General features: G+C 37.6%; 25 protein-coding genes. 4 read left to right on the forward strand and 21 right to left on the reverse strand.

The genetic code is table 11. The features are described from left to right. Nucleotides 1-360: 360 nt before the first annotated feature. Nucleotides 361-585, reverse strand: a complete 225-nt coding sequence (locus tag ACFOY7_RS17955; RefSeq protein ID WP_390254175.1) for a hypothetical protein — start codon at nucleotides 583-585, stop codon at nucleotides 361-363. Between the two features lie 149 nt (nucleotides 586-734). On the opposite strand from ACFOY7_RS17955, the gene ACFOY7_RS17960 reads away from it, so the two are divergent. Next, nucleotides 735-1,508, forward strand: coding sequence for a polysaccharide deacetylase family protein (locus tag ACFOY7_RS17960; protein WP_390254177.1), 774 nt, complete (start codon nucleotides 735-737; stop codon nucleotides 1,506-1,508). 15 nt (nucleotides 1,509-1,523) lie between these two features. Here the strand turns inward: ACFOY7_RS17960 and ACFOY7_RS17965 are convergent, their stop codons facing one another. Further along, nucleotides 1,524-2,114: a KinB-signaling pathway activation protein gene (locus tag ACFOY7_RS17965; protein WP_390254179.1), complete on the reverse strand. Its 591-nt coding sequence runs from the start codon at nucleotides 2,112-2,114 to the stop codon at nucleotides 1,524-1,526. A 142-nt stretch (nucleotides 2,115-2,256) separates the two neighbouring features. Here ACFOY7_RS17965 and gerD point away from each other — a divergent pair, with 142 nt between their 5' ends. Beyond that, nucleotides 2,257-2,937, forward strand: a complete 681-nt coding sequence (gene gerD, locus ACFOY7_RS17970; protein WP_390254181.1) for a spore germination lipoprotein GerD — start codon at nucleotides 2,257-2,259, stop codon at nucleotides 2,935-2,937. A gap of 55 nt (nucleotides 2,938-2,992) precedes the next feature. Here gerD and ACFOY7_RS17975 read toward each other — a convergent pair whose 3' ends face one another. From ACFOY7_RS17975 to ACFOY7_RS17990, 4 genes are all read right to left on the reverse strand, one after another. Further along, on the reverse strand, nucleotides 2,993-4,039 hold the full coding sequence (locus tag ACFOY7_RS17975) for a P-loop NTPase (protein ID WP_390254183.1): 1,047 nt from the start codon (nucleotides 4,037-4,039) through the stop codon (nucleotides 2,993-2,995). Between the two features lie 79 nt (nucleotides 4,040-4,118). Continuing rightward, nucleotides 4,119-4,850, reverse strand: coding sequence for an N-acetylmuramoyl-L-alanine amidase CwlD (cwlD, locus tag ACFOY7_RS17980; RefSeq protein WP_390254184.1), 732 nt, complete (start codon nucleotides 4,848-4,850; stop codon nucleotides 4,119-4,121). 84 nt (nucleotides 4,851-4,934) lie between these two features. Next, nucleotides 4,935-5,501 (reverse strand): NADPH-dependent FMN reductase, encoded by a 567-nt coding sequence (locus tag ACFOY7_RS17985; protein ID WP_390254186.1) that lies wholly within the window; start codon nucleotides 5,499-5,501, stop codon nucleotides 4,935-4,937. Between the two features lies 1 nt (nucleotide 5,502). Beyond that, nucleotides 5,503-6,570: an LLM class flavin-dependent oxidoreductase gene (locus tag ACFOY7_RS17990; RefSeq protein ID WP_390254188.1), complete on the reverse strand. Its 1,068-nt coding sequence runs from the start codon at nucleotides 6,568-6,570 to the stop codon at nucleotides 5,503-5,505. Between the two features lie 138 nt (nucleotides 6,571-6,708). On the opposite strand from ACFOY7_RS17990, the gene ACFOY7_RS17995 reads away from it, so the two are divergent. Further along, nucleotides 6,709-7,062, forward strand: coding sequence for a winged helix-turn-helix transcriptional regulator (locus ACFOY7_RS17995; RefSeq protein ID WP_390254190.1), 354 nt, complete (start codon nucleotides 6,709-6,711; stop codon nucleotides 7,060-7,062). A 76-nt stretch (nucleotides 7,063-7,138) separates the two neighbouring features. Here the strand turns inward: ACFOY7_RS17995 and ACFOY7_RS18000 are convergent, their stop codons facing one another. Both ACFOY7_RS18000 and ACFOY7_RS18005 read right to left on the reverse strand, forming a co-directional pair. Next, nucleotides 7,139-10,396 carry an FIMAH domain-containing protein gene (locus ACFOY7_RS18000; RefSeq protein WP_390254192.1) on the reverse strand — a complete coding sequence of 1,086 codons (3,258 nt, stop codon included), beginning with the start codon at nucleotides 10,394-10,396 and terminating at the stop codon, nucleotides 7,139-7,141. Between the two features lie 354 nt (nucleotides 10,397-10,750). Continuing rightward, the gene (locus ACFOY7_RS18005; RefSeq protein ID WP_390254194.1) at nucleotides 10,751-11,263 is read right to left on the reverse strand and encodes a type 1 glutamine amidotransferase domain-containing protein; all 513 of its coding nucleotides are present in this window, start codon (nucleotides 11,261-11,263) and stop codon (nucleotides 10,751-10,753) included. 225 nt (nucleotides 11,264-11,488) lie between these two features. Between ACFOY7_RS18005 and ACFOY7_RS18010 the strand changes: the two genes are divergently transcribed. Continuing rightward, complete coding sequence (locus ACFOY7_RS18010) at nucleotides 11,489-12,217, forward strand: ZIP family metal transporter (RefSeq protein ID WP_390254195.1); 729 nt, start codon at nucleotides 11,489-11,491, stop codon at nucleotides 12,215-12,217. A 108-nt stretch (nucleotides 12,218-12,325) separates the two neighbouring features. On the opposite strand, the gene ACFOY7_RS18015 is transcribed toward ACFOY7_RS18010, so the two are convergent. From ACFOY7_RS18015 to ACFOY7_RS18075, 13 genes are all read right to left on the reverse strand, one after another. Then, entirely contained in the window at nucleotides 12,326-13,000 is a 675-nt protein-coding gene (locus ACFOY7_RS18015) for an HD domain-containing protein (RefSeq protein WP_390254197.1), read from the reverse strand. Nucleotides 13,001-13,245: 245 nt separating this feature from the next. Further along, entirely contained in the window at nucleotides 13,246-14,025 is a 780-nt protein-coding gene (locus ACFOY7_RS18020; protein ID WP_390254199.1) for an ABC transporter permease, read from the reverse strand. Then, nucleotides 14,022-14,927 (reverse strand): ABC transporter ATP-binding protein, encoded by a 906-nt coding sequence (locus ACFOY7_RS18025; protein ID WP_390254201.1) that lies wholly within the window; start codon nucleotides 14,925-14,927, stop codon nucleotides 14,022-14,024. Before ACFOY7_RS18025 ends, ACFOY7_RS18020 begins: the two co-directional genes overlap by 4 nt. Next, nucleotides 14,927-15,130: a PLDc N-terminal domain-containing protein gene (locus ACFOY7_RS18030; protein WP_390254203.1), complete on the reverse strand. Its 204-nt coding sequence runs from the start codon at nucleotides 15,128-15,130 to the stop codon at nucleotides 14,927-14,929. The genes ACFOY7_RS18025 and ACFOY7_RS18030 overlap by 1 nt, the downstream gene beginning before the upstream one ends. Nucleotides 15,131-15,437: 307 nt before the next feature. After that, nucleotides 15,438-15,782 (reverse strand): YxlC family protein, encoded by a 345-nt coding sequence (locus ACFOY7_RS18035; RefSeq protein ID WP_390254205.1) that lies wholly within the window; start codon nucleotides 15,780-15,782, stop codon nucleotides 15,438-15,440. Next, nucleotides 15,769-16,299 (reverse strand): RNA polymerase sigma factor SigY, encoded by a 531-nt coding sequence (gene sigY / locus ACFOY7_RS18040; protein WP_390254206.1) that lies wholly within the window; start codon nucleotides 16,297-16,299, stop codon nucleotides 15,769-15,771. Before sigY ends, ACFOY7_RS18035 begins: the two co-directional genes overlap by 14 nt. A 683-nt stretch (nucleotides 16,300-16,982) precedes the next feature. Next, nucleotides 16,983-17,375 carry a 30S ribosomal protein S9 gene (gene rpsI / locus ACFOY7_RS18045; RefSeq protein WP_390254208.1) on the reverse strand — a complete coding sequence of 131 codons (393 nt, stop codon included), beginning with the start codon at nucleotides 17,373-17,375 and terminating at the stop codon, nucleotides 16,983-16,985. A gap of 19 nt (nucleotides 17,376-17,394) precedes the next feature. Continuing rightward, complete coding sequence (gene rplM / locus ACFOY7_RS18050) at nucleotides 17,395-17,832, reverse strand: 50S ribosomal protein L13 (protein WP_390254210.1); 438 nt, start codon at nucleotides 17,830-17,832, stop codon at nucleotides 17,395-17,397. A gap of 204 nt (nucleotides 17,833-18,036) precedes the next feature. Beyond that, a complete protein-coding gene (locus tag ACFOY7_RS18055; protein ID WP_390254212.1) occupies nucleotides 18,037-18,798 on the reverse strand; it encodes a MerR family transcriptional regulator in 762 nt (253 codons plus the stop codon). A gap of 78 nt (nucleotides 18,799-18,876) precedes the next feature. Beyond that, nucleotides 18,877-19,623, reverse strand: coding sequence for a tRNA pseudouridine(38-40) synthase TruA (gene truA / locus ACFOY7_RS18060; protein ID WP_390254214.1), 747 nt, complete (start codon nucleotides 19,621-19,623; stop codon nucleotides 18,877-18,879). Nucleotides 19,624-19,634: 11 nt separating this feature from the next. Continuing rightward, entirely contained in the window at nucleotides 19,635-20,432 is a 798-nt protein-coding gene (locus ACFOY7_RS18065) for an energy-coupling factor transporter transmembrane component T family protein (protein WP_390254216.1), read from the reverse strand. Then, nucleotides 20,432-21,298, reverse strand: a complete 867-nt coding sequence (locus ACFOY7_RS18070; RefSeq protein WP_390254218.1) for an energy-coupling factor ABC transporter ATP-binding protein — start codon at nucleotides 21,296-21,298, stop codon at nucleotides 20,432-20,434. Before ACFOY7_RS18070 ends, ACFOY7_RS18065 begins: the two co-directional genes overlap by 1 nt. Next, on the reverse strand, nucleotides 21,274-22,107 hold the full coding sequence (locus ACFOY7_RS18075) for an energy-coupling factor transporter ATPase (protein ID WP_390254219.1): 834 nt from the start codon (nucleotides 22,105-22,107) through the stop codon (nucleotides 21,274-21,276). Before ACFOY7_RS18075 ends, ACFOY7_RS18070 begins: the two co-directional genes overlap by 25 nt. Nucleotides 22,108-22,146 lie beyond the last annotated feature (39 nt).

Raw genomic sequence — 22,146 nt, forward strand, 5'->3', positions numbered from 1 at the left:
CCTGAGCCAAGATCAAACTCTCAATAAAAATTGCACATTCATGTGCTAATTTGATCCGCTCGCTTCTAAAAGCTAGCTTGTTCTTACAATTTATTTCATACTGGTTGTTTTGTTCAGTTTTCAATGATCAATGTTTGTCGTTTTTTGCGACGAAATATAATATATCATGCTTCTCAAAAGTTGTCAATTGTTTTTTTTGAACTTTTTTATCGCTTATTTTACTAAGCATTTATGAAGCTTTAATCGGTTATTTCTTAACGACAAAAAATAATATATCATAAATTACAGAGTCAGACAAGAGGTTTTCTAAAAAAAATAAAAAACTATACCTGGCAATTTTTATCAGGTATAGTTTGCAAATTAATATTCATTCTTTACTTGCTTAGGAATATACTTTTTTATCTCTTCTTCTGATGCCACTCTTCTTAACAATTGAAAAAGAACCTTATATCTTTCACGCATTGATTGTTTTACTAGCTGATCAATACGGTGATCCTCTAGATCAAATAGTAATTCTTCTAATTCTCTTTTAACTACAAATTCTAATTCAACCTGTTCTTTGTCGTTTATTAATAATCCTAACATACCTATCACTCCCTTACTTTTCACGACCTTACTACATAATTACTATTACCTGTATTCCTTCTTTTTATCAAAAATAAACATAATTAGACATCATAACTTTTAATAACTCTTCATAAAATGAAACAAGCCTAAAATAAAGGAGGAAGCAAATGCGGCGACTTTATATAGTAGATATTAAAAAACAACGAAAACTATTTTTCATATTACCGATAGCATTATTTGCTGCCATATTCTTATTTCTCGGAACTAACTATTCTTTTACTGTTTTCTCTAATCAGGACGAGCCAAAAGCGTTAAGCACTGGTAATCAGGATCACCAATCAATTGCTCTAACTTTTAATATCAGTCACGGCTCTGAACAAGTAGAACCCATCCTCAATCAATTAGCTAAGTCTAATGTTATCGCTACATTCTTTGTCAGTGGGGAATGGGCAGAGCGACACCCCGATTTATTAGAGAAAATAAAAGAAGCAAAACACGAAGTAGGCATGTTAGGGTATCGTTATTCCCCATATGAAGAACAAAACATTGAAAGAATCAGACAAGATATTGCAAAAGCTAAAGAAACCTTCAGTAAGCTAGGCTACGAGGATACTTATCTATTCCGCTCTCCAAATGGTTATTTAAATAAAGAAATGCTGCAGATAATAGAGAATCAAGGATTAAAAATGATACATTGGAGTATCAATCCAAATGACTGGAAGAATCCCGGAACAGAAGTTATTACAGACCATATCTTATCGAATGTTGAAAATGGTGCTATTATTTTGTTACATGCGTCTGATTCAGTAAGACAAACGGACAAAGCATTAGCTATAGTAATTCCTGAAATAAAGCAGCGGAAGTTAGACATTTTAACGGTCTCTGAGTTAATTACACACGCAGAAGGTTCACAACAAGAACTGAAATCCAATAAAAAATAGACCTGTTTGAAAGGTCTATTTTTTATCATTGGTTAACCGGTGTAATATTAATAATTGATATGTATTACAGACAATAAGCGGAACAATCATTAACCATGCATAATCTCCGCCACTTGTTCTAAGCCCAGGCACCCACTCGATTGCTGTAACGACGACCATAAAGAATAATGCCGGAATAAATGCTTTTTTACTTGTTTCCTTTGCTTTAATTGCTGCAATCACTAACCCATATACAAGCAGAGCGATTGCGGTTATCAAAAATATACCAATCGAACCGGCTTCTACGGATTTATAACGAAAATAAACAAGATCAAATAAAGCAAAGACAATAAGCACAATTTGCAGCATTGGCCATATACTTCTAAAAATGCCTAGTGCAAACTGATTTACTGTTAAATACGCAAAGTAACCCATCTGACTAACTAAACTGAACACAAAGCCCAGTGCTAGGAAAAATATTACTAAACCTAATATCTCAAACCAATCAAACGGCTTCATAAATTGAGCATATGCATCACTCTTTACAAAAAAACTAGTAATTAAGGTTGAAATTCCCCCTAATAATAATGTAGAAAAGAACAAACGAACAACATTACGGCTTTTCAAGACAAATCCTCCTACCTCTATTTCCATTCCTCCAAATATTTTACCATGAACGATTTTTTTTTGCGCTATTCATACATATAAAATTTAATAAGTTCCATATTATTAGTACACAGAATTGACATACAGAAAGGTAGCGTTATGTATGAAGAGTAAATATATATATATATATCTGCTCACAATGCTGATTTTGCTTTCAGCTTGTGGCGGTGGCGGTAATAATAGTGAAGGTCAGGAACAAGGAAATTATGAGGGCACGAAAAAGATGGTTGCAGATATTTTAAAGACAGACGAAGGAAAAAAAGCTATTACAGAAGTCCTTACAAGTGATGATATGCAACAAACATACGTTATTGATGCAAAGGTAGTAAAAGATTCAGTAGAGAGTGCACTCTCTTCAGATAAAGGGAAAGAATACTGGAATAAAATGTTCCAAGACCCTAAGTTTGTCGAGTCCTTTTCATTAGCTTTACAAGACCAACAGGAAAAAGTAATAAAAAAACTGATGAGTGATCCTGAATATCAATCAAAATTAATAGAGATATTCAGCAACCCAGATATGGAAAAACAAACGTTGACCGTATTAAAAAGCCAAGAATTCCGCTCACATCTGGAAAAGTTAATGAATGAAACATTTAGTTCCCCAATTTTCCAAGCAAAAATTGCCGAACTCTTAATGAATGCGGCACAAGAGATGAAACCTAGTGGAGAAGGCGGTGGTGGCGGTCAATCAAGTAGTGGCGGTTCAGGAGAAGGAGGATCAGAAGGCGGACAAGAAGGTGGACAAGATCAAGGCGGATCGCAAGGAGAACAACAAGGCAGCTAGTATATTTAGTTACAGAAAAGTCTAGCGTTACCATACACCGCTAGACTTTTTCCTTTTATAATCTCTCCATAATTTGTTTCGCAACTTGTAAATATTCTTGGCCGTTTGGGTGCTCTTCTTGATAAACAGACGGAGCAAATATACCTTGCTCTTCATATGGCTGTTGTAAAGATAGACGTCCGATAACTTTTGTATCTAATACATCCGCTAATTTGTCTCCTCCACCTTTACCAAAGACAAACTCCTTCTCCCCTGTTACTTTACTTTCAAAATAGGACATGTTTTCAATTACACCTAAGATTTCGTGCTCTGTATTAATTGCCATTTGCCCTGCTCGTGCTGCGACAAATGCGGCTGTCGGGTGTGGTGTGGTTACAATGATCTCCTTTGAACTTGGGATCATGTTATGAACATCCAGTGCAACATCACCAGTACCAGGAGGAAGATCTAATAAAAGATAGTCCAGTTCACCCCATTCAACTTCTTTGAAGAAGCTTGCAAGCATTTTACCTAGGCGTGGCCCCCGCCAAATAACTGGTGAATTGTCTTCAACGAAGAAGCCCATCGACATAATCTTTACCCCAAATCGTTCAACAGGGACAATTTTATTTCCTTTTAATTTCGGTCGTTCCTCTACACCCATCATATCTGGCACACTAAAGCCGTAAATATCGGCATCAATAATCCCGACTTTATTCCCTAATCTCGCAAGAGCTACTGCAGTGTTAACAGTGACAGTTGATTTACCAACACCACCCTTACCACTAGCAATTGCCAGGAATTTTGTTTTCGAACGTTCATTTAATAATGAAGGGTCTTCCTCTTTTGTCGGCTGAAACTTAGCAATCACTTCATCAGATAATTGAGTAAATCGCAATCCCACTGTTGCTGCTCCCAATTGTTTTAAAGCACCTACAAGTTCTTGCTGAAGTTGCATTTGCTCCCCTGTATTTGTTTTAGCAATTGCTAACTTAACACTGACATGGTTTTTATCTGCTTTAATCGAAACTTCCTCAATACCTTCCGTTTCTTTAAAAGTTTGATGTAAAAACGGATCTTTCATATTGTGTAAAAGTTCGATAACATTTTGTTCCGTAAGCAAAATAGGTCACCTCGAATTTTAGTCTTGTCTTCCTATTTGCTAGTATAACATAAATTTTCTATAAACTAAGCGGGATGCTTTACTGATTCGTTTCATTTCCTTTTTCAGTTTTCTCTGTTACGAACCTTAATATCCCTTCATAAATGCTTGCCGCCATCTTGCGTTGATACTCATCAGATTTCAATAAATCAAGTTCTTCTGCATTAGATAAGAAACCAATTTCCACTAACGCACCTGGGGCCTCCGCATATTTTAGAACAAAAATCTGGTGAATCGGCAATGCCTCTCTTTTTGTATTTTCTAGATTTCGGATAATTTCCGCCTGAACGAACTTAGCCAACTGTTCATTTTCTTCTCTCCCAGGGTAATAAAATGTTTGTGCACCTTTCCATCTTCCATCTGATAATGCATTCAGATGAATACTCAGGAAGAAATCCGCTTTTTTTTCACTAATAAACTCTACTCGCTGCTGAATATCTTCCGCTTTCCTTTTTGATAGTCCCCTTGTATCTTCGGCCGCTAGGTCATAATCACCATCACGGGTCATATAAACCGTAGCACCTGCTTGCTGCAGATAGTCTTTAAGCAAATTAGAGACCGTTAAAGTAATCTCTTTTTCTTGTGTTTTATCAGACCCAACGGCACCACCGTCCGCTCCACCATGACCCGGATCAAGCACTATTGTCTTTCCTGCGAGTGGTAATGACCATGTTTGCCATGAATCAATCGTTTTCTGAATTGGATATTGAATCAATATAATTAATATAAAAAGGCCTGATAACCACAAAATTATTTTAAACTTACGTGGCATACCGCTTCTCCTCCCAAACTGCAATTCTTAATTAACTATATGGGACAAGCAAAACGGTTATGCCAATAAATCACAAGGACATGTTTAAAAATCGTATGCTTCTTCTTTTGCCTTCTTAATATTCTGATATGTTTCCGCTAAAACGATGGTATCTTCCACTAAACGGTCCATACGGAATAAAACATCGTCATTCACAATTTCTTTATGTTGAAAATCTATTTCTTCAATAAAGACATATGTTTGTACAATCTGCGCTTTCATATATGCAAGAATTGGCTTTAATTGCTGTTCTGGTATTAAATAATGCTTGGCAGAACCAGCTGTAACAATCATACTTACAACTTTATCCCGGAATGCATTTACCGGCAGTAGGTCAAATACATTTTTCAGTGTTCCTGGTAGTGATGCCTGGAATATTGGTGTACCAATAACAAGGACATCCGCCCCCATAAGTGTCTCTGTTACGTATTTAGTATCGCCATTATAATCTAGATAGTGTCGCCCATCGCTAAACTGGACATCGTATTCTGCTAAATCTAATAATTCTGCTTCTGCTTCGGGATATGCATCCATTAACTTTGTCTTTGCATAGTTAATCGCTGTTTTTGTTTTAGACCCAACGATTGATCCAGACAGAAAGACTACTTTCATTCTATTCACACCCCTGCTTTGCTGTATATTTTCTTATTGCAGGCAATACCTCTTTGCCAATTAATTCAATATTCTTTCTTAATTTTTCAAAAGGGATACCGCCGAAATCCATTTGGGCAATATAGCGTTGGTGGCCATACATTTCATGTTGGTACAAGATTTTTTCAATAACCTCTTGGGGACTACCAATATTCATTACATCGCGCGGGCTGGCACCTTGGGCAAAATGCTGCTTTGGAAAACCTCGGCCATTCGTAAGCTGCATCCCTTCATTGACAGATGGATACGTATCTCGTTGTGCCTGTTGAGTTGTTTCCGCTAAATAGAAAAATCCAGCCGTTGCGACAGGGAATTGGGACGGATCATGACCCGCTTCCTTAAGTGCATCCCGATAAGAATCTATTGTTCGCTTAAATATGGACACAGGCCCACCTAATGATGCTAAGAAAATAGGCACACCGGCATACCCTGCTTTGACTGCACTTGATGGGTGGCCGCCAACTGCACGCCAAATTGGCATTGAACCATTTAATGGACGTGGCAGGACTTTCGCATCTCTTAATGGTGCACGGTATTTACCATTCCAATTAATCACTTCTTCTTTATTGATCTGAAGCAATAAATCAAACTTTTCTTCATACAGCTCCTCATAATCCTGCAGATCATAACCTAATAATTCGAAATTCCCGACACGTGAAGCCCTTCCTGCAACAATCTCAGTACGTCCTCCTGAGATCAAATCAATTGTTGCAAAATCCTCGTAAACTCTAACCGGATCTAGTGTACTAATAATCGTTGATGAACTTGCAATTTTTATTTTTTCTGTTGCTTGTGCGATAGCAGCTAATACTACGGAATGGGCTTGTGTCGTAAAATATTCCTGGTGGCTTTCCCCAACACTAAAAAAATCAATTCCAGCATCTTCAGCTAACTTAGCTAATTCTATAATTTCATCCAATCGCTGCTTTGCTGAGATTCTCTCACCAGTTGCCGGATTCGGCAGATGATCACCTAATGTATATAAACCAAATTCTAATCCTTTGTTTGGATTGACACGAAATTGTTCCATTTTGCACAACCTTTCTTTTCAAAAACTTCTCATGATTATCCTTTATATGTGTTATTATGAAACATATATATAATAATTGGAAGTACGCACTTAAAAGATATATAGTATCCTAAAAGATACTGCAAGGAGGGAAAATAAATGAAATATGAGCCAAATGCCTGTCGTGTAGAAGACGCTCTTAGCATACTTGTCGGAAAATGGAAACCAATTATATTGCTTCATCTATTAAATCATGGGACCCAGCGTTTTAATGAGCTTAGGAGAAGTATGCCCGGGATTACACAAAAAATGTTAACTAAACAATTAAGAGAATTAGAAGCAGAAGATATTGTTGAGAGAGTAGTTTATCCTGAAGTTCCGCCGAAAGTGGAATATTCGATTACTGAGTATGGAAGAAGTTTGCAGCCGATTTTAGAGGCAATGCATGATTGGGGAACAAAACATACGCTAAGGAAGAGAAAGAAAAAGGAAACAGAAGAACTTAATGCATAAGTGCGATTAGTGAACTAGTAAATGTGTCCACCCCTGTCTCCACTAACGAAAACAGGGTGGACAACCTTTTGATCAATTAACCGTTCATATCCGCAAGGTACAATTCAGCGTAATGTGTTAATAGCGCCTTAGCTAACGGCGAAATACTTCCTTTGATTTTCAGCTCATCAAGTTGAGCGATATATTTAGATAGAAATTTGCCTGCTTGTTTGATCGAGTCCTTCTTCAGATGATGATCAACTTGCTTTAGAGTATTGGTTAATTGGGAAAATGCCGGAACAGTCATGTCACCAGATTTTTTAAATTGTTGCATGTACTTATTTATAGCAGTCATATATCCTGGTGTTGCATTTACCGAGTTGGATTCTCGTGATTCGCCGCTTGCATTTTCCGCCTTTATAAAATACGTATAAGTAACTCCAGGTTCTGCTGTACGATCATAGAAAGTATCTACCTTTGCATAACCTATATAAGTAACCTCTCCATTTGCTTCACGATAAATGTTATATTGATTAGCACCACCGTGAGAGTCCCAGGCCAATCCAACAAAATTCTCTCCTGCTAGAGTGATCTTCAAATCAGATGGGGCAACAGGTTTTGGCATTTCGACATTTAGTTCTTCAGAAAGATTAGACGCTCCCATCTCGTTAACTGTACGTACTTTGTAACTATAACCTGTACGACTGACACTCACACTCGTATCATTAAAAGAGGTAGTATCGATACTGGCTATCTTACTATAATCATTCTCTTCGTTTGCCTTTCGATAAATATCGTAGCTCTCCGCATTTGCAACTGGCTCCCAATTTATCTCAAAAGCATCCGTGCTAACTTCTCCTGTTCCAAGGCCTTTTGGTACTCCAGGCAAACTGATTGCTTCTTTCGTTGTTGTACTGACTTGGTCAGACATTTCCGATTCTCCACCGATACTTGTTGTTGATACCTTATAATAATAAGTAGTGGATGGTGCAACAGGTTTATCTGTATAAGCTGTAGAAATAGTGTTAGCTACTTTGGCAAAATTCCCATTCGGTTCGGTGGATCTGTATATACTATAACTAATTGCTCCTTTTACTGGTGTCCAATCTAACTCAACTGTAATGCTTTTTGTTTCTGTTATTGTGACATCATTCGGTGCACTAGGTGCTGATTCATCTGGATCATAGAAAAAGACCTCCACTGAATCAGATAAAGCTGACTCTCCGCCTGAATTTATTGCAGAAATTCGATATTGATATGTCACTCCCAATTCAACTGTGCTATCTGTAAATTTATTTGTTTCTGTACTTGCGATTACTCGGAAGTTCGAATCTTTTGAAGAAGAACGGTAGATTAAATATCCTGTCGCTCTATCAACTGAAGGCCAATTTAAAGAAACCTCTTCTGCACCTTCTTCTGCTTCCAATTCAGAAGGGCGATCTGCTGGCGATTGTTGCTTGTCAGCTTGTTGCACCAAGACAAAATAGTTCATTCGTTTGTTATTGTTATTCGGTCCCATTACTACACGAGAGCCTGCTGGGTAATACTTTCGATAAAGCTCATATGTTACTGGCTGGTCATCTTGTATTGTTTGACCGGTATTTTCATATGCTGAGGCTAACCATTCTGGCTTTGGACTTATTCGTGAATCATGGGCCACATATACATATGCATCTGCCGCTAAATAAAAGGAGACCAAATCATCATTTGTGGCACTTCTCGAATTAACCGCAGATCGAATCCATTCCACTCCTTGTAACTCATTGGGAATGGAGGTAAATCGATATATACTGCTTCCAGAGACCCTGTCCCCAGCTACAAGATCACCCACTTCCATTCTTCTTTCAACCGACCATTTAGTCGCATTCTCCGTACCATTGCTACTATTATCATTAATAACTACATTTTTAACGATTTCTCCATCCATTACTGGTTTAGGTTTAGGATCTTGCTCTGGTTCTGGCTCTGGGTCTACTGGCGGAACAAAAGGAGCTTCATTCCATACAGGGGGTTCCATAGGATAGTTTTCCGGGAAAGTTGGTGCAGCTAATTCATTTAAGTACTCTTCCAAATTCGTATAACCATTCCCATTATTATCTCCGTTTCTGTCTTCAGGGTTCTCTGGATGAAGTCCATTTGCCAGCTCCCACTCATCAGGCATTCCATCCCTGTCCGTATCTTTAGGAGCCGTTCCTTTCTCTAAAACGGGATACCCGCCAACGTCAGCCTCATTTCCTATAATAGCACCCGTTTGATTTCTAACATCATATATTACCCTCTGGTCTACACTATCTCTAACAAGGGATGACCCAGCGTATCCCAGAACATTTTTATATGCTTCTTCCGGTTCTTCTATATTGGTCAAAGGATATTCAAAGCGTTTATCGACAATAACGCTAGGCCTCTCCTTCTCCATCATTCCTGTTCCCGTATCTGTTCCATCCAACATACCATTTTTATTACTGTCAATACGATTGTTTTGAAGGTATAAGCTGTAATTTTCATTTCCACGGACTACTGCATAATCTGGATTAGCAGAATTTACACCTGCAATAAAGTAATTCCCAACAACATTGCCATATCCCTTTGTCCCAGATTCACCACCTGCTACATAAGGATAACCACCCCAGTTATAGATAACATTATTAACAAAATCGATTTGACCTTTTGTTTTTGGATTTCGATCATTATTGTGGGCATAAAGGTTATGATGCATTGTGATCGTATTCATCTCAATGAGTCCACCCATTGAATGTGTCAAAAGGCCTTCTGAAATTATCGACCATTGTACAGTTATGTTTTTCGATTTGGGGTTTTCGTAATTTTTACTTAGGATAGACAAATTTTCGTCTGTCCCCCAAGAAAACGAAGAGTGATCGATGATGACATTTTGAGAATCTTCAAAATAAAGGGCATCATCCTGAAAGTCATTTTTCCCTAGGCGAAAACGCATATGGCGTATAATAATATCATGACTGTCAATGAAACGAATATTATTGCCCCGGATTGTCACCCCATCCCCAGGTGCAGTTTGACCCGCTATCGTAATATTGGATTTATTTCTAACAATAATTTGCGGGATTGTAATCTCACCTGATATTTCAAATACAATTGTTCGAGGAGTATCTCCTGCTGTTGTGAGTGCATCATGAAAAGTTCCAGGTCCAGTCAAATCATAGCTTGTAACATGATACACTTCACCCCCTCGCCCACCAGTGGAATAGGCGCCGAACCCCTCTGCACCTGGAAATGCCAAAAGTTCTGGTTCTTCAGCAGCCAAAGAAGCTGGACTATATGCTGGCCAAATGGAAAAACAAACAATTAGACAAAACACCATCAAAAAAAGACGCTTCATTTTATCCCTCCGTTTTCATTAAAATAGTTTCTTAAGTAGTTAATATTCAGACTGGAAAGATAGCTTTATATTACTTCCGCCCCTCCCTCCCTATCAGAAATTGTTTACTAATTAAGCATAACCACAAATGAAAACGCTAACAACTAACCGATCGTACAATTTATATACAATAACGGTTTTTTCTGTCCTGTAATAATTGTTCATTTATTATGTTATAAGATAATTTTACTTGGATCGTCTCCCTCCATCATTCATTCATGCAAACAAAAGAAAGAATCACCAATTCTACTGGTGATTCTTTCTTATCTGAATTAACTTTTTATCTGGAAAGGTTACATGCTTACTATTAATCTTTTATTGCAATACTTTCTTCGATTCTTCAATAAACGCTGGAATATCATCAGGCGTTCTGCTTGTAACTAGCTGATTTTGACAAACGACAACTTCTTCATCATGTACGTTACCGCCAGCGTATTCTAAATCAACTTGGATAGATTTGAAGCCTGTTACGTCACGACCTTCTAATGTTTTTGCAGTGATTAATAGCTGTGGACCATGGCAAATCGCAAGTACTGGCTTTTTCTCATCCATAAAATGTTTAGCGAACCTTACAAATCGGTCATCCGCTCTTAACATATCTGGCGAAAACCCGCCTGGAATAAATAATGCATCAAAGTCATTTGGTGAAACATCATCAATCCCTTTATCAATTGTTACAGTAGCATCACCTTGTTTCCCTTTAACCGTTTTTCCCTGCTCTGATTCGATTGTTACTACTTCATGTCCTGCATTTTTAAATTCTTTCGCCGGATCTGTATATTCCACATCTTCAAAATAGTCTGTAATAACTGTTGCTATCTTTGCCATTTTTAAGAACACTCCTCTATAAAATAGTTTGGTGTTTTTTACCTTACACTTCTACTTCTACCACGTGGTTAAAAATTATAAACATCCCTTTATAGAGAAATCGTTCGTTAGGGACATTCTTCGTGTTTTATTTATCTTTTCCAAAGTCAACATATTATGAGCGGTTGAATAATAGATTAATCTAGATACCCTATTACTAACACCAAATTCTGATGGAGGATTTAGATGTCATTAAGTCATATTATTATTTCGTCACTTTGTACAAGCCTTGGTGCCATGCCCGTTTTATTAATCAAAAACGTTTCACACAGAGGAAAAGATACATTGCTGGCATATACAGCTGGAATTATGGTCGCAGCATCAGCCTATGGTTTGATACCTTCTGCCATTAAACTTTCCAACCTTTCTGTTCTGGTTATCGGCATGTTAGTAGGTACTTTTGTCCTTACAATGATAGAAAGCCTTATCCCACATACTGATCTAGACCATTCTAAAGATCCTTCAACAGCAAATCCAAGAGCAGTATTCTTGTTCCTTATCGCTATGTCTATCCACAACCTGCCGGAAGGTTTATCTGTCGGGATTAGTAATTATCATAACGAAGAAGGTGCAGGCTCACTTGTTGCTTTTGCGATTGGACTACAGAATATTCCAGACGGATTTTTAGTAGCCTTATTTTTGGTTACCCAGAATATTAAGCCATTAATAGCTGTCTTTCTCGCAAGCCTAACTGGAATGATAGAAATGCTATCCGGATTAGTCGGTATTTTCTTTGGTAGTACCTTTGAGAATATCGTCCCTTTTGGACTAGCTTTTGCGGCTGGTTCCATGCTTTTTGTTGTCTACAAAGAACTAATTCCGGAAAGCCATGGTGATGGAAATGAACGAACTGCTACAATTGCATTCATTTTCGGATTTATTACAATGATTCTTTTAACCGAATGGTTTCGATAAATATTTTTTATAACTAGATTCTTCAAACAAATATGCTCTGGTCTAATGCCGATTTAATAATACTTATTTTTATAGCGAGACCCTAACTGAAATATTTCCAGTCTTATTCTATCGTCTTCGTTCTCTAGTTTCGTGGTAAAATTGTTCCAGAAACATTTCCATAAATTCGTGACGTGAGGTTGCTAATTCTTTTGCTGTTTTCGTATTCATCAGATCCTTTAGTTTTAGCAGTTTTTCGTAAAAATGATGGATTGCACTTGTTTTATCGTTTCTATATTCCTCGATAGACATTTGGTCTCTAACCTCTAATTGAGGATCATAAATTGGACTGCCAACCTTCCCTGCATAAATAAAGCAGCGCGCAATGCCTATTGCTCCCATTGCATCAAGCCTGTCTGCATCCTGTACTACTTGAGCTTCTAGGGTTTCAACCGGCGGACTATTTCCTCCCTTAAATGACATCGTTGTGATAGTTGTAAGAATATGCTGAATGTCCAATGTATCTACACCTAATTTCAGAAGGAAATTCTTAATGTCAACTAAAGCTTCATCTTCACTCTCAACAATCTTCTCATCAGCTAAGTCATGCAATAATGCAGCCAGAGTTACCACAAAGGGATCTGCCCCTTCCTTTAAAGCAATCTCCAGCGCCGTTTCTTTTACTCGCTTAATATGTAGCCAATCATGACCAGATTTCTCATCTATTAAAACAGTTTTCACCATTCTCTCCGTCTCTTGCAAAATTTTGTCTTTATCCATCATTACCTCCATACTATCTTTCATTACATTTATATCTGTAAGTATACAAAAAGACTCTTTCCAAGAATAGTAAAAGAGTCTGTATAATATTGAAAATTAACGTTTTGAGAAATTCTAAGTGTATTGAATACACTTTGTTAATATATTCCACTGCTATGTGTAAATTTAAAGTCTTTTAATCATGGGAGCATATGAAGCAAAGCCCCTATAGTTTAAGTGAAGTGTTTCATAACCTTTATAAAAAAAGAAGACACAGAAAGGATACCTTCTTATTCCAATAGCTCTTTTCGCTTAAAAAATTGGATGGATGAGAGGAGAATGACGATGATAATAGCAATAGTTGTAATAAAAGCTAGCAAGAAACTGGAATCTAGTTCTCCTGACAACAAGACCTGTCCTGTGTGCTCAGTCATTGTAGCCGGACTCCATTTCATATACTTTCCTAGAATGGATGTAACCGTCGAAAGGGCAAAGACCACAAAAATTGTAACAAAAGCGACACTGCCATTTCCTTTCATTATCGTACTAAAAAAGAGTGTCAATGTAACAACAAAAACTAACCATATGCTGTAGATCCCTACACTTTGAAAAATACGCTCAAAAGCGACTGGTTCAATGAGTAAACTCGTATAATACCAAGAAACTGCATATCCGATAAACAATGAAATGAGTGTAATTGTAAATAGCCCAGCCCATTTCGATAATATATATGAGGAATATGGAACTGGTTTTATCATGACCATACCGGCTACTCCACTCTGTCTTTCTGCTGAAACGACACCCATAGCACTCAAAACAAGAATAAGTACACCAAGCAGCCCATAATTAGATAGAACTTGCATTAATACTTCTTCCCCAGTTGGAGTAGGCATTTCAAGGATTGTACCTTCCGGAAGACCGCCAAAAGTGTCCAAAATTTCCGGCATATAATAGGAACTAACCGGCTGCATGACACCGAGCAAAACAAAGACAATAGGAATCCATAAAACCTTATAATTTCGCGCCATTTCCAGCATTTCTTTTCGATAAAGAACAGTCCATTGTGTCATGCCTTCACCACCTTCATAAATAAATCTTCTAATGTTGTTTGAGCAGTCTCGAACTTACGAATCGGAAGTTTTCTATCCACGATATCTTTTAATATTGCATGCTTCCCATTTTTCATATCTTTTAATACGATATTGGTTTTGTTACCTTGAATGTTCACTTCAGATACAAAGCTATAACTTGCTATGCTCTTTAGCCAATCGGCAGGCTGTGATTCAAATTCAATTTGTATAATAGGTTGTCGAGACTCTCCCACTACACTCCCCAGGCTTCCTGATATCGCAATTTCCCCGGCATTTATAATAAGAATGTCGTCACTTATTTCTTCTGCATCGTGAAGGACATGAGTGGAGAAGAGAATGGTTGTTTCCTCTTTAATCTCTCTCATCATTTCCAACACTTCCCGTCTCCCAAGTGGGTCGAGTGCTGAAACAGGCTCATCTAAAATAAGTAATTTCGGACGGTGAATTAGTGCCTGTGCCAAACCAAGGCGCTGTCTCATTCCACCAGAATAACCCCCTATTTTTCTTTTCTTCGCATTTGTCAGGCCTACTCGTTCAAGTAATTCTTCACTACTTTTTTCTGCTTCTTTACGATTCAGCTTTGCTAATTGTCCTGCGAAAACAAGAAACTCCTTTCCGCTCATCCAATTATAGAAAGCAGGATATTGAGGTAAGTACCCAATAAACTGCCTTAAATCCTTTGCTTTTTCCCCTTTAAAATCAATACTGCCTGAAGTCGGTTCTAATAATCCCGATAGCATTTTTAATGTCGTTGTTTTTCCTGCTCCATTTGGTCCTAGTAATGAAACGCACCTGCCTTCTTCAATATGAAAATCAATTCCTTTAACAGCATCCGTATTTCCAAATCTTTTTGATAAATTGCTTGCCTTTAATAACTTCATTAATCATTTCTCCTTCCAACAACGAAATAAAGCACTGGTCCTAACAAGTTAATAAAGAGAATAATAAGTATCCACAACCATTTTGGTCCATTCGTTTTCTCTTCTCTAATACAAGAAACTAATGCGGTAATCATAAGAATTAATTGTAAGACAAAAATTGGCGCAATTGCTCCCCATGGGATTCCATCTAACAGTTCATTCATTTTTTCCTCCTCCTGATTGTTTATTTACCCTTAATACGATTACGTTCGTCTAATCGTTCACTCACGAAAAAATAAATAAAAAAATCTCAGGAATTTGATCCTGAGATTTTTCTTTTAAATATTTTCCTTGCAAAAATAAGATAGATAATAAGATAAGTTGGAAATTGAATAAGACCTAAAAGGCCCCATAGCCAAGCGTTGTGTCCCCTCTTCCGTGCATCCCAGAACATCCATGAGCTCTGGCAAATCAGAATGACTGCAATCACTACCCATAGCCAAAGCTGTATGTTACTTAGTTCGTTTGAGTTCATTCATTACTGACCTTCTTTCTAGTTTTGTTAAGAACTAATGGCAGTAAGATAATCCCCACAAGCTGAAAATAAAGAAAAAGAATTGGCTGACGATAAACGACAGCAATCACAACTATAAGCACAAATACTGCAACAGAGACAAATGTAAGGAGGTCTTTCCACTGTTTTTTTCGTATTCTTTTTTTCTCTAATTCAACATTCTGTTGAAACCATTGTAAGTTTGGAGTAGATACTGGATTCCATTGATCCAGTTTCTCTAAACCATCCATTAATTGCTTGACCGTTAATTCATCTTCCTCATCCAACATAGAATTACTATTTTTAGAATCATTCTCCTTCAAGATCAGCCAACTCCTTTCGTACACTTTTGAGACCATTTGAAACTCGAGACTTTACTGTTCCTTCTGCAATACCCATCATTATTCCAATTTCCTGATAGGAATATCCGTAATAATGCTTTAACACGATTGGCATACGTATTTCTTCATTAATTTGAGCTAGTACATCAAGTACATCATTCCATTCTTCGTTCATATTCGCTGCATTCCATTTCACTTTTCGGAGCGCTTGTTCCTGCTCTAGCCAGTTTTTCTCCCGCTTCTTTCTACGCTGTTGATCAATAAACAGATTCGTTGCGATGGTGATGAGCCATGAGGAAAACTTGGATTCACCATTATACAATTGGATTTTTTCAATACACTTCATCATTGTCTCTTGTGTTAAATCTTCTGCGATTTGGGGATGAAGGGTAACTTTCATTAAATACTTTACGAGGAACGAATAATTCTGTTGTAGCAGTTTCGAAAGCGCCAATGTATCTCCATTTTTCGCCTTTCGAATTAAATCCTTTTCATCCATGAGATCTACTCCATACAATAATAATCTATATGTAATACGACTAACTGGGGAAAATCGTTCATTTTCAAAATAAAGAATCCAAATAAAAACGTTTAGCCACTATTAGTAATTATGAAATTTATATATTATACTTAAAGACAAGTTGCTCATTCGACGAATTCAGAATACTTGTTTAATTAATATAGAATTTAACTACTCACATGATTTGTTCAGTACGCCTTCTTTAACTAACCTTCCCGGTAGTTCAATAAGCTTCGAGAATTTCATTGAATAAACACACGTTAATATGTAATGAACCCATAGTCTATATAATACATTACCTCTAATAATCATACTACCAAAACTACATTTTAATAAAGCCTGCGAAATTGGACATTAAAGTAACGATATTTCAAGGTTTAGGAGACAATCATGCAATATTTTTATTGCTCAGGATATAGATATGGCATATCTATCAAAGCGATTAGATCCTATTAATATTCAAACCATCACAAAATTATTATCTGGAATGAATGCCATAAAAAAAGCACCAGCAGGATACCGATGCTTTAAATCTGTTAAATGCTTTATAAGATTCAAGTTGTTTGGAACCAACTTGGAGTCAAAATATAGTCACAAACCAATTTTAAGTATGAAAAAAGCACCTAATCCAAAGTGGAAAAGGTGCTTTGAACATTGATATATTAACGTTTTGAGAACTGTGGTGCACGACGAGCGCCTTTAAGACCGTATTTCTTACGTTCTTTCATACGAGCGTCACGAGTTAAGAATCCAGCACGTTTTAAAGTAGAACGGTATTCTGGATCAGCTTCTAATAATGCACGGGAAACACCATGACGGACTGCACCAGCTTGGCCAGTGAAACCTCCACCATGAACGTTTACTAATACATCATAGCTACCTTCTGTTTCAGTAGCAGCTAATGGCTGCTTAATGATTGTACGAAGTGTTTCGTATGGGAAGTAATCTTCCGCATCACGGTTATTTACAACGATACGTCCAGTACCTGGTACTAAACGTACACGAGCAGTTGAACTTTTACGGCGTCCGGTGCCGTAGTATTGTACTTGTGCCACTATATAGACCTCCTTTTAATTATCCGCGAAGTTCGTAAACTTCTGGTTTTTGTGCTTCATGTTTATGCTCAGCGCCTCTGTATACGTGTAATTTCTTACCCATTTTACGGCCTAGGCTTCCTTTAGGTAACATCCCTTTAATTGTTAGTTCTAACATTTGCTCAGGATATTTTTCACGCATTTCGCCTGCAGTACGTTCTTTTAATCCACCTGGGTGGTTAGAGTGACGACGGTAAAGCTTGTCACTTAATTTTTTACCTGTTAATTCAATTTTGTTCGCATTGATGATGATTACATGATCACCAGTATCAGCATGCGGTGTATATGTTGGTTTGTGCTTACCGCGAAGGATTGAAGCAACTTCACTTGCTAAACGACCTAACGTTTGACCTTCTGCGTCTACAACAAGCCATTTACGTTCAATATTCGCTTCATTTGCCATGAAAGTTGTGCGCATAATTGGTTTACCTCCTAAATCTATAATTCCCATAGTCTAATTTTGTCCGATTTATATTCTAACACGAGTAACTTTCCGGGGCTATTCGTGGTATAGAAAATAAAATGCCATAGATCATAATACATCAAAAAGGCCTTAATGTCAATAGCTTATGTAAAAAAATGAACCAGTAGATGCAGCTGCATCTACTGGTTCTATAGGTCATCACTTTTTCCCTGTATAGACTAATATAGCATCCCGTAAAAAATGAGCGCCGCCCTTTACCTGTTTATCGTAATAAGCAGTAAATCGTTCGTCGGCAACATACATTTCTGCGAGGCCATTGTGCGCTTCTTCTGAATAAGATGTCCATGAATACATTAGCCATTCCTTATGCTTTGCTGCGAGTTCTTGCGCAATGTCAGAAGCAGGATCTTTTGTCTTAACAGCTTCCTCTAGTAATATAAAAATCTCTTCACCTAATTGACTCATTGCCCGGAAATCTTCTTCAGACATCCCTCTCCATTTGGAATTACTCTTATTTACTGTCTGTTCCCCATAGTTTTTGCGGATTTCTTCTCCATACTTCTGCTCGTTCTCTTCTATCATCTTCTCTTTGAAGGCATTAAATTTCTCTTCATTCGGCATATCCATTTCACCCTCTTTTGCAGCAATCGTTTTAGAAACGGTTGCGATAATATTGTCAAGGCGGTCACGTTTCTTTTGCAACTTTTCATAATGGCTTTTTAATGCTTCTGTCTCGTCAAAATCCGGCTGGTGGATAATCGCATGTATCTCTTCAAGGCTAAATTCTAATTCACGGAAGAAGAGTATCTGTTGTAATAAGTCCACTTCTTTGACACCATAAAAGCGATAGCCGGCATTATTCACCCGTGCCGGTTTTAACAATCCAATTTGATCATAATATCTTAATGTGCGGCCGCTCACACCAGATAATTTCGCCAGTTGACTTACAGTGTATACCATCGTCGTCCCTCCTTGACATTACTCATCATATACCTTTACGTAACGTTAAGCTCAAGGGTATTAATTAAAATTCTTTTCTTACTTTTTATAATAAACTTTCCATAAATAAAGTCCTTGTGCTGGAGCTGTGTGTCCCGCATTGGCACGGTCCTTCGACGCGATAATCTGCTTCATTTCTTCGGGTTCTCTCTTTCCCATTCCAATTTCGATAAGAGTGCCAGCAATAATCCGTACCATGTTATATAAGAACCCATTGCCTCTCACTTGGAAAATTAGCTGTTCCCCTTCCCTATCTATGCTTGCATGGTGGATTTCTCTTATCTTATCGCCTTTAACATTACTGTTTGCTGCACAGAACGAAGTGAAATCATGCCTGCCTGTAAGATAATTACAAGCTATCTTCATTGCCTCTATGTTTAATTTTTGATCAACATGGTGCTGGTAATTCCGTTTAAAAATATCACGCGATACAGCATTCCAGATAAAGTAACGATATTCCTTTTCCTTTACATCAAACCGGGCATGAAAATCATCTGATACTTTCTCTGCATGCCACACTTCTATATCCTCAGGTAACATTGTGTTTAATGCCCTTTTCCACCCATCAACCGGGATTTCCAGAGTTGTATCAAAATGGAGAACTTGCCCAACTGCATGGACCCCTTGATCTGTCCGACCTGAAGCTGTAACACGTATAGGTTCTCCCTTATGCATCTTTTGAAGCACCTTCTCAATCGCCCCTTGGACTGTTCTCCCATTCGGCTGGATTTGATAACCCGAAAATCTGGTGCCATCATAGCTAATAATTAGTTTCATTCGCAACATCTTCAGCCCCCTTATTTTCGCAAAAAGAAGAAGACGGTCATAACCGCTATATAGACAATTGCCGCTTGATAATCTAACTTCTTATAGCTTAATTGCCTTAATTTCGTTCGTCCTTCTCCCCCATGGTAACCTCGCGCTTCCATCGCCATCGCTAGTTCTTCTGCCCGCCGGAAAGCACTGATAAATAACGGGACGAGCAATGGCACAACCGCATACATTCTGCTTTTTATCGAGCCTGTCCTTAAATCAACGCCTCTCGATGCCTGGGCTTTTGAGATTTTATCTAATTCATCCACTAATGTGGGAATAAAGCGTAAGGATATCGACAGCATTAATGCTAATTCATGGACAGGTACTTTCCATTTTTTTAACGGGGTTAATAAATTTTCTAATGCATCCGTAATTTCCATTGGTGAAGTAGTTAATGTCAACAGAGATGTGACCATTATTAACAATAAAAATCGTAATGAAATGGTCAATCCTTGGACAAGGCCTCCAGAGTGAATCGATATTTTGTTAAATTGCCATAGGATGTCACCATCTTTAGTAAAAAACAGATGAATCAAAAAAGAAAACAGAATAAAAAACCATATTGGAGTAATACCTTTCAGGATATAAGAAAGAGATAATTTCGATAAGAAAATGGTCCAGAGCGCAAAAACCGATAAAAGACTATAACTAGCCATATTATTTGCAAAAAACACAATAACAACATAGCTGAAAATCATTAACAGTTTTGTCCTTGGATCTAAACGATGCAAAATAGAATGACCGGGGACAAATTGACCGATAACTAACCATGATTTCATTAAACTTTAAACTCCTTTAATTTCCAATCAAGTTCTCTTGCTAACTCTTCCATCGATTGTCCCCTATACTCTATGGAAAAGGGAAAACTCTCTTTAACCTTTTCTAAGAATAACAAAACTTCTGGCAATTCCAACTGGACATTGTTAAGTAATTGACGGTCGTGAAATATTGTTTCCGGCGAACCTTCCAGAAACTTCCTCCCCTTTTCTAATACTATGATCCGATCAGCATATGTAAAAGCATCCTCCATATTGTGTGTTACTAATATAGTTGTTAAGTTTCTTTCCAGGTGCAGACGACTAAATAATTCCATCATTTGTTGATGCCCATATGGATCGAGTCCTGCCGTTGGTTCATCTAATACAAGCACTTGCGGCATAGAAGCTAATATACCTGCGATGGCAACTCTTCTCATCTGCCCCCCACTTAGTTCAAAAGGCGACTTTGATAATATCCCTTCATCCAAACCAACCTCTTTGATTACTGACTTAATTCTCTGGTTAATCACATCATCGGCAATACCAAAGTTTCTAGGTCCAAATGCTATGTCTTTTTTTACGGTTTCTTCAAACAACTGATGTTCCGGATATTGGAAGACGACCCCTACATTTTGCCTTAAACCTTTTAAATCTTGCTTCTTATTGGCTTTATTCAGGATAAAATCCCCTACCCTCACTTCACCGGAAGTTGGATACAGTAAACCATTCAGATGCTGTAATAAGGTAGATTTCCCTGAACCTGTATGTCCAACTATTGCAATAAATTCTCCTGACTTAATCTTTAAATCAACTTCATATAAAGCCTTGTGTGAAAAAGGTGTATTAGGTTGGTAAATATAACTTACTTTTTCAAATTGTATGTCCATAACGCTTCCAGTAACTCCTTATGATTTAATGGATGGGCAGGGAATCTGTATCCAAGTTTCTTTAATGCACTCGCAAGCTTAGTCGTGAAGGGAGGCGCCAACCCCAAACTCCCCCAATTATTTACTTGAGAGAAAAGTTCTCTTGGTGTTGTATCATTCGTAAGTTTCCCTTCGCGAAGAACGATAACCCTATCGGCTAATGTTACTTCATCCAAATCATGTGTAATGGTTAAAAGGGTGAAGTTGTGTATTTGTTTTAAATGCTGGATAGTTTCAATTATCTCATTTCTTCCTAAAGGGTCTAGCATAGAAGTTGCTTCATCCAATAGCAAGATACTTGGTTGAATGGCCATAACAGCAGCAATTGCGACTCTTTGCTTTTGTCCGCCTGATAAATGTTGTGCCTCATGAAGCAAAAAGTCTTGCATACCAACCGCTTGAAGGCTTTGGTCAATTCTCTCCATCATTACTTCCCTTGGTATCCCGCGGTTTTCCAGACCAAAAGCTACATCGTCCTTAACCGTTGTCCCGACAAATTGATTTTCAGGGTTTTGAAATACCATCCCGACTTTTTGTCTGATTCCCCATATATTCCGCTCATTAATTTTTTCACCATCTATGAAAATATCACCAGCCTGCGGAAAAAGTAAACCATTGATTAACTTAATTATCGTTGACTTGCCTGACCCGTTATGCCCAATAATGGCAACAGATTCGCCAGCAGTGATCTTGAAGCTGATTTTTTTTAGAACCCAATTCTCTTCTTCATTATATCGATAATACACATCGCGAAACTCGATTATTGTCATTCCTTGTTCTCCTCAGTCATTATTTCCCGGGAAATCCTG

Source organism: Gracilibacillus xinjiangensis (assembly GCF_042651765.1).
Classification (GTDB): domain Bacteria; phylum Bacillota; class Bacilli; order Bacillales; family Amphibacillaceae; genus Gracilibacillus; species Gracilibacillus xinjiangensis.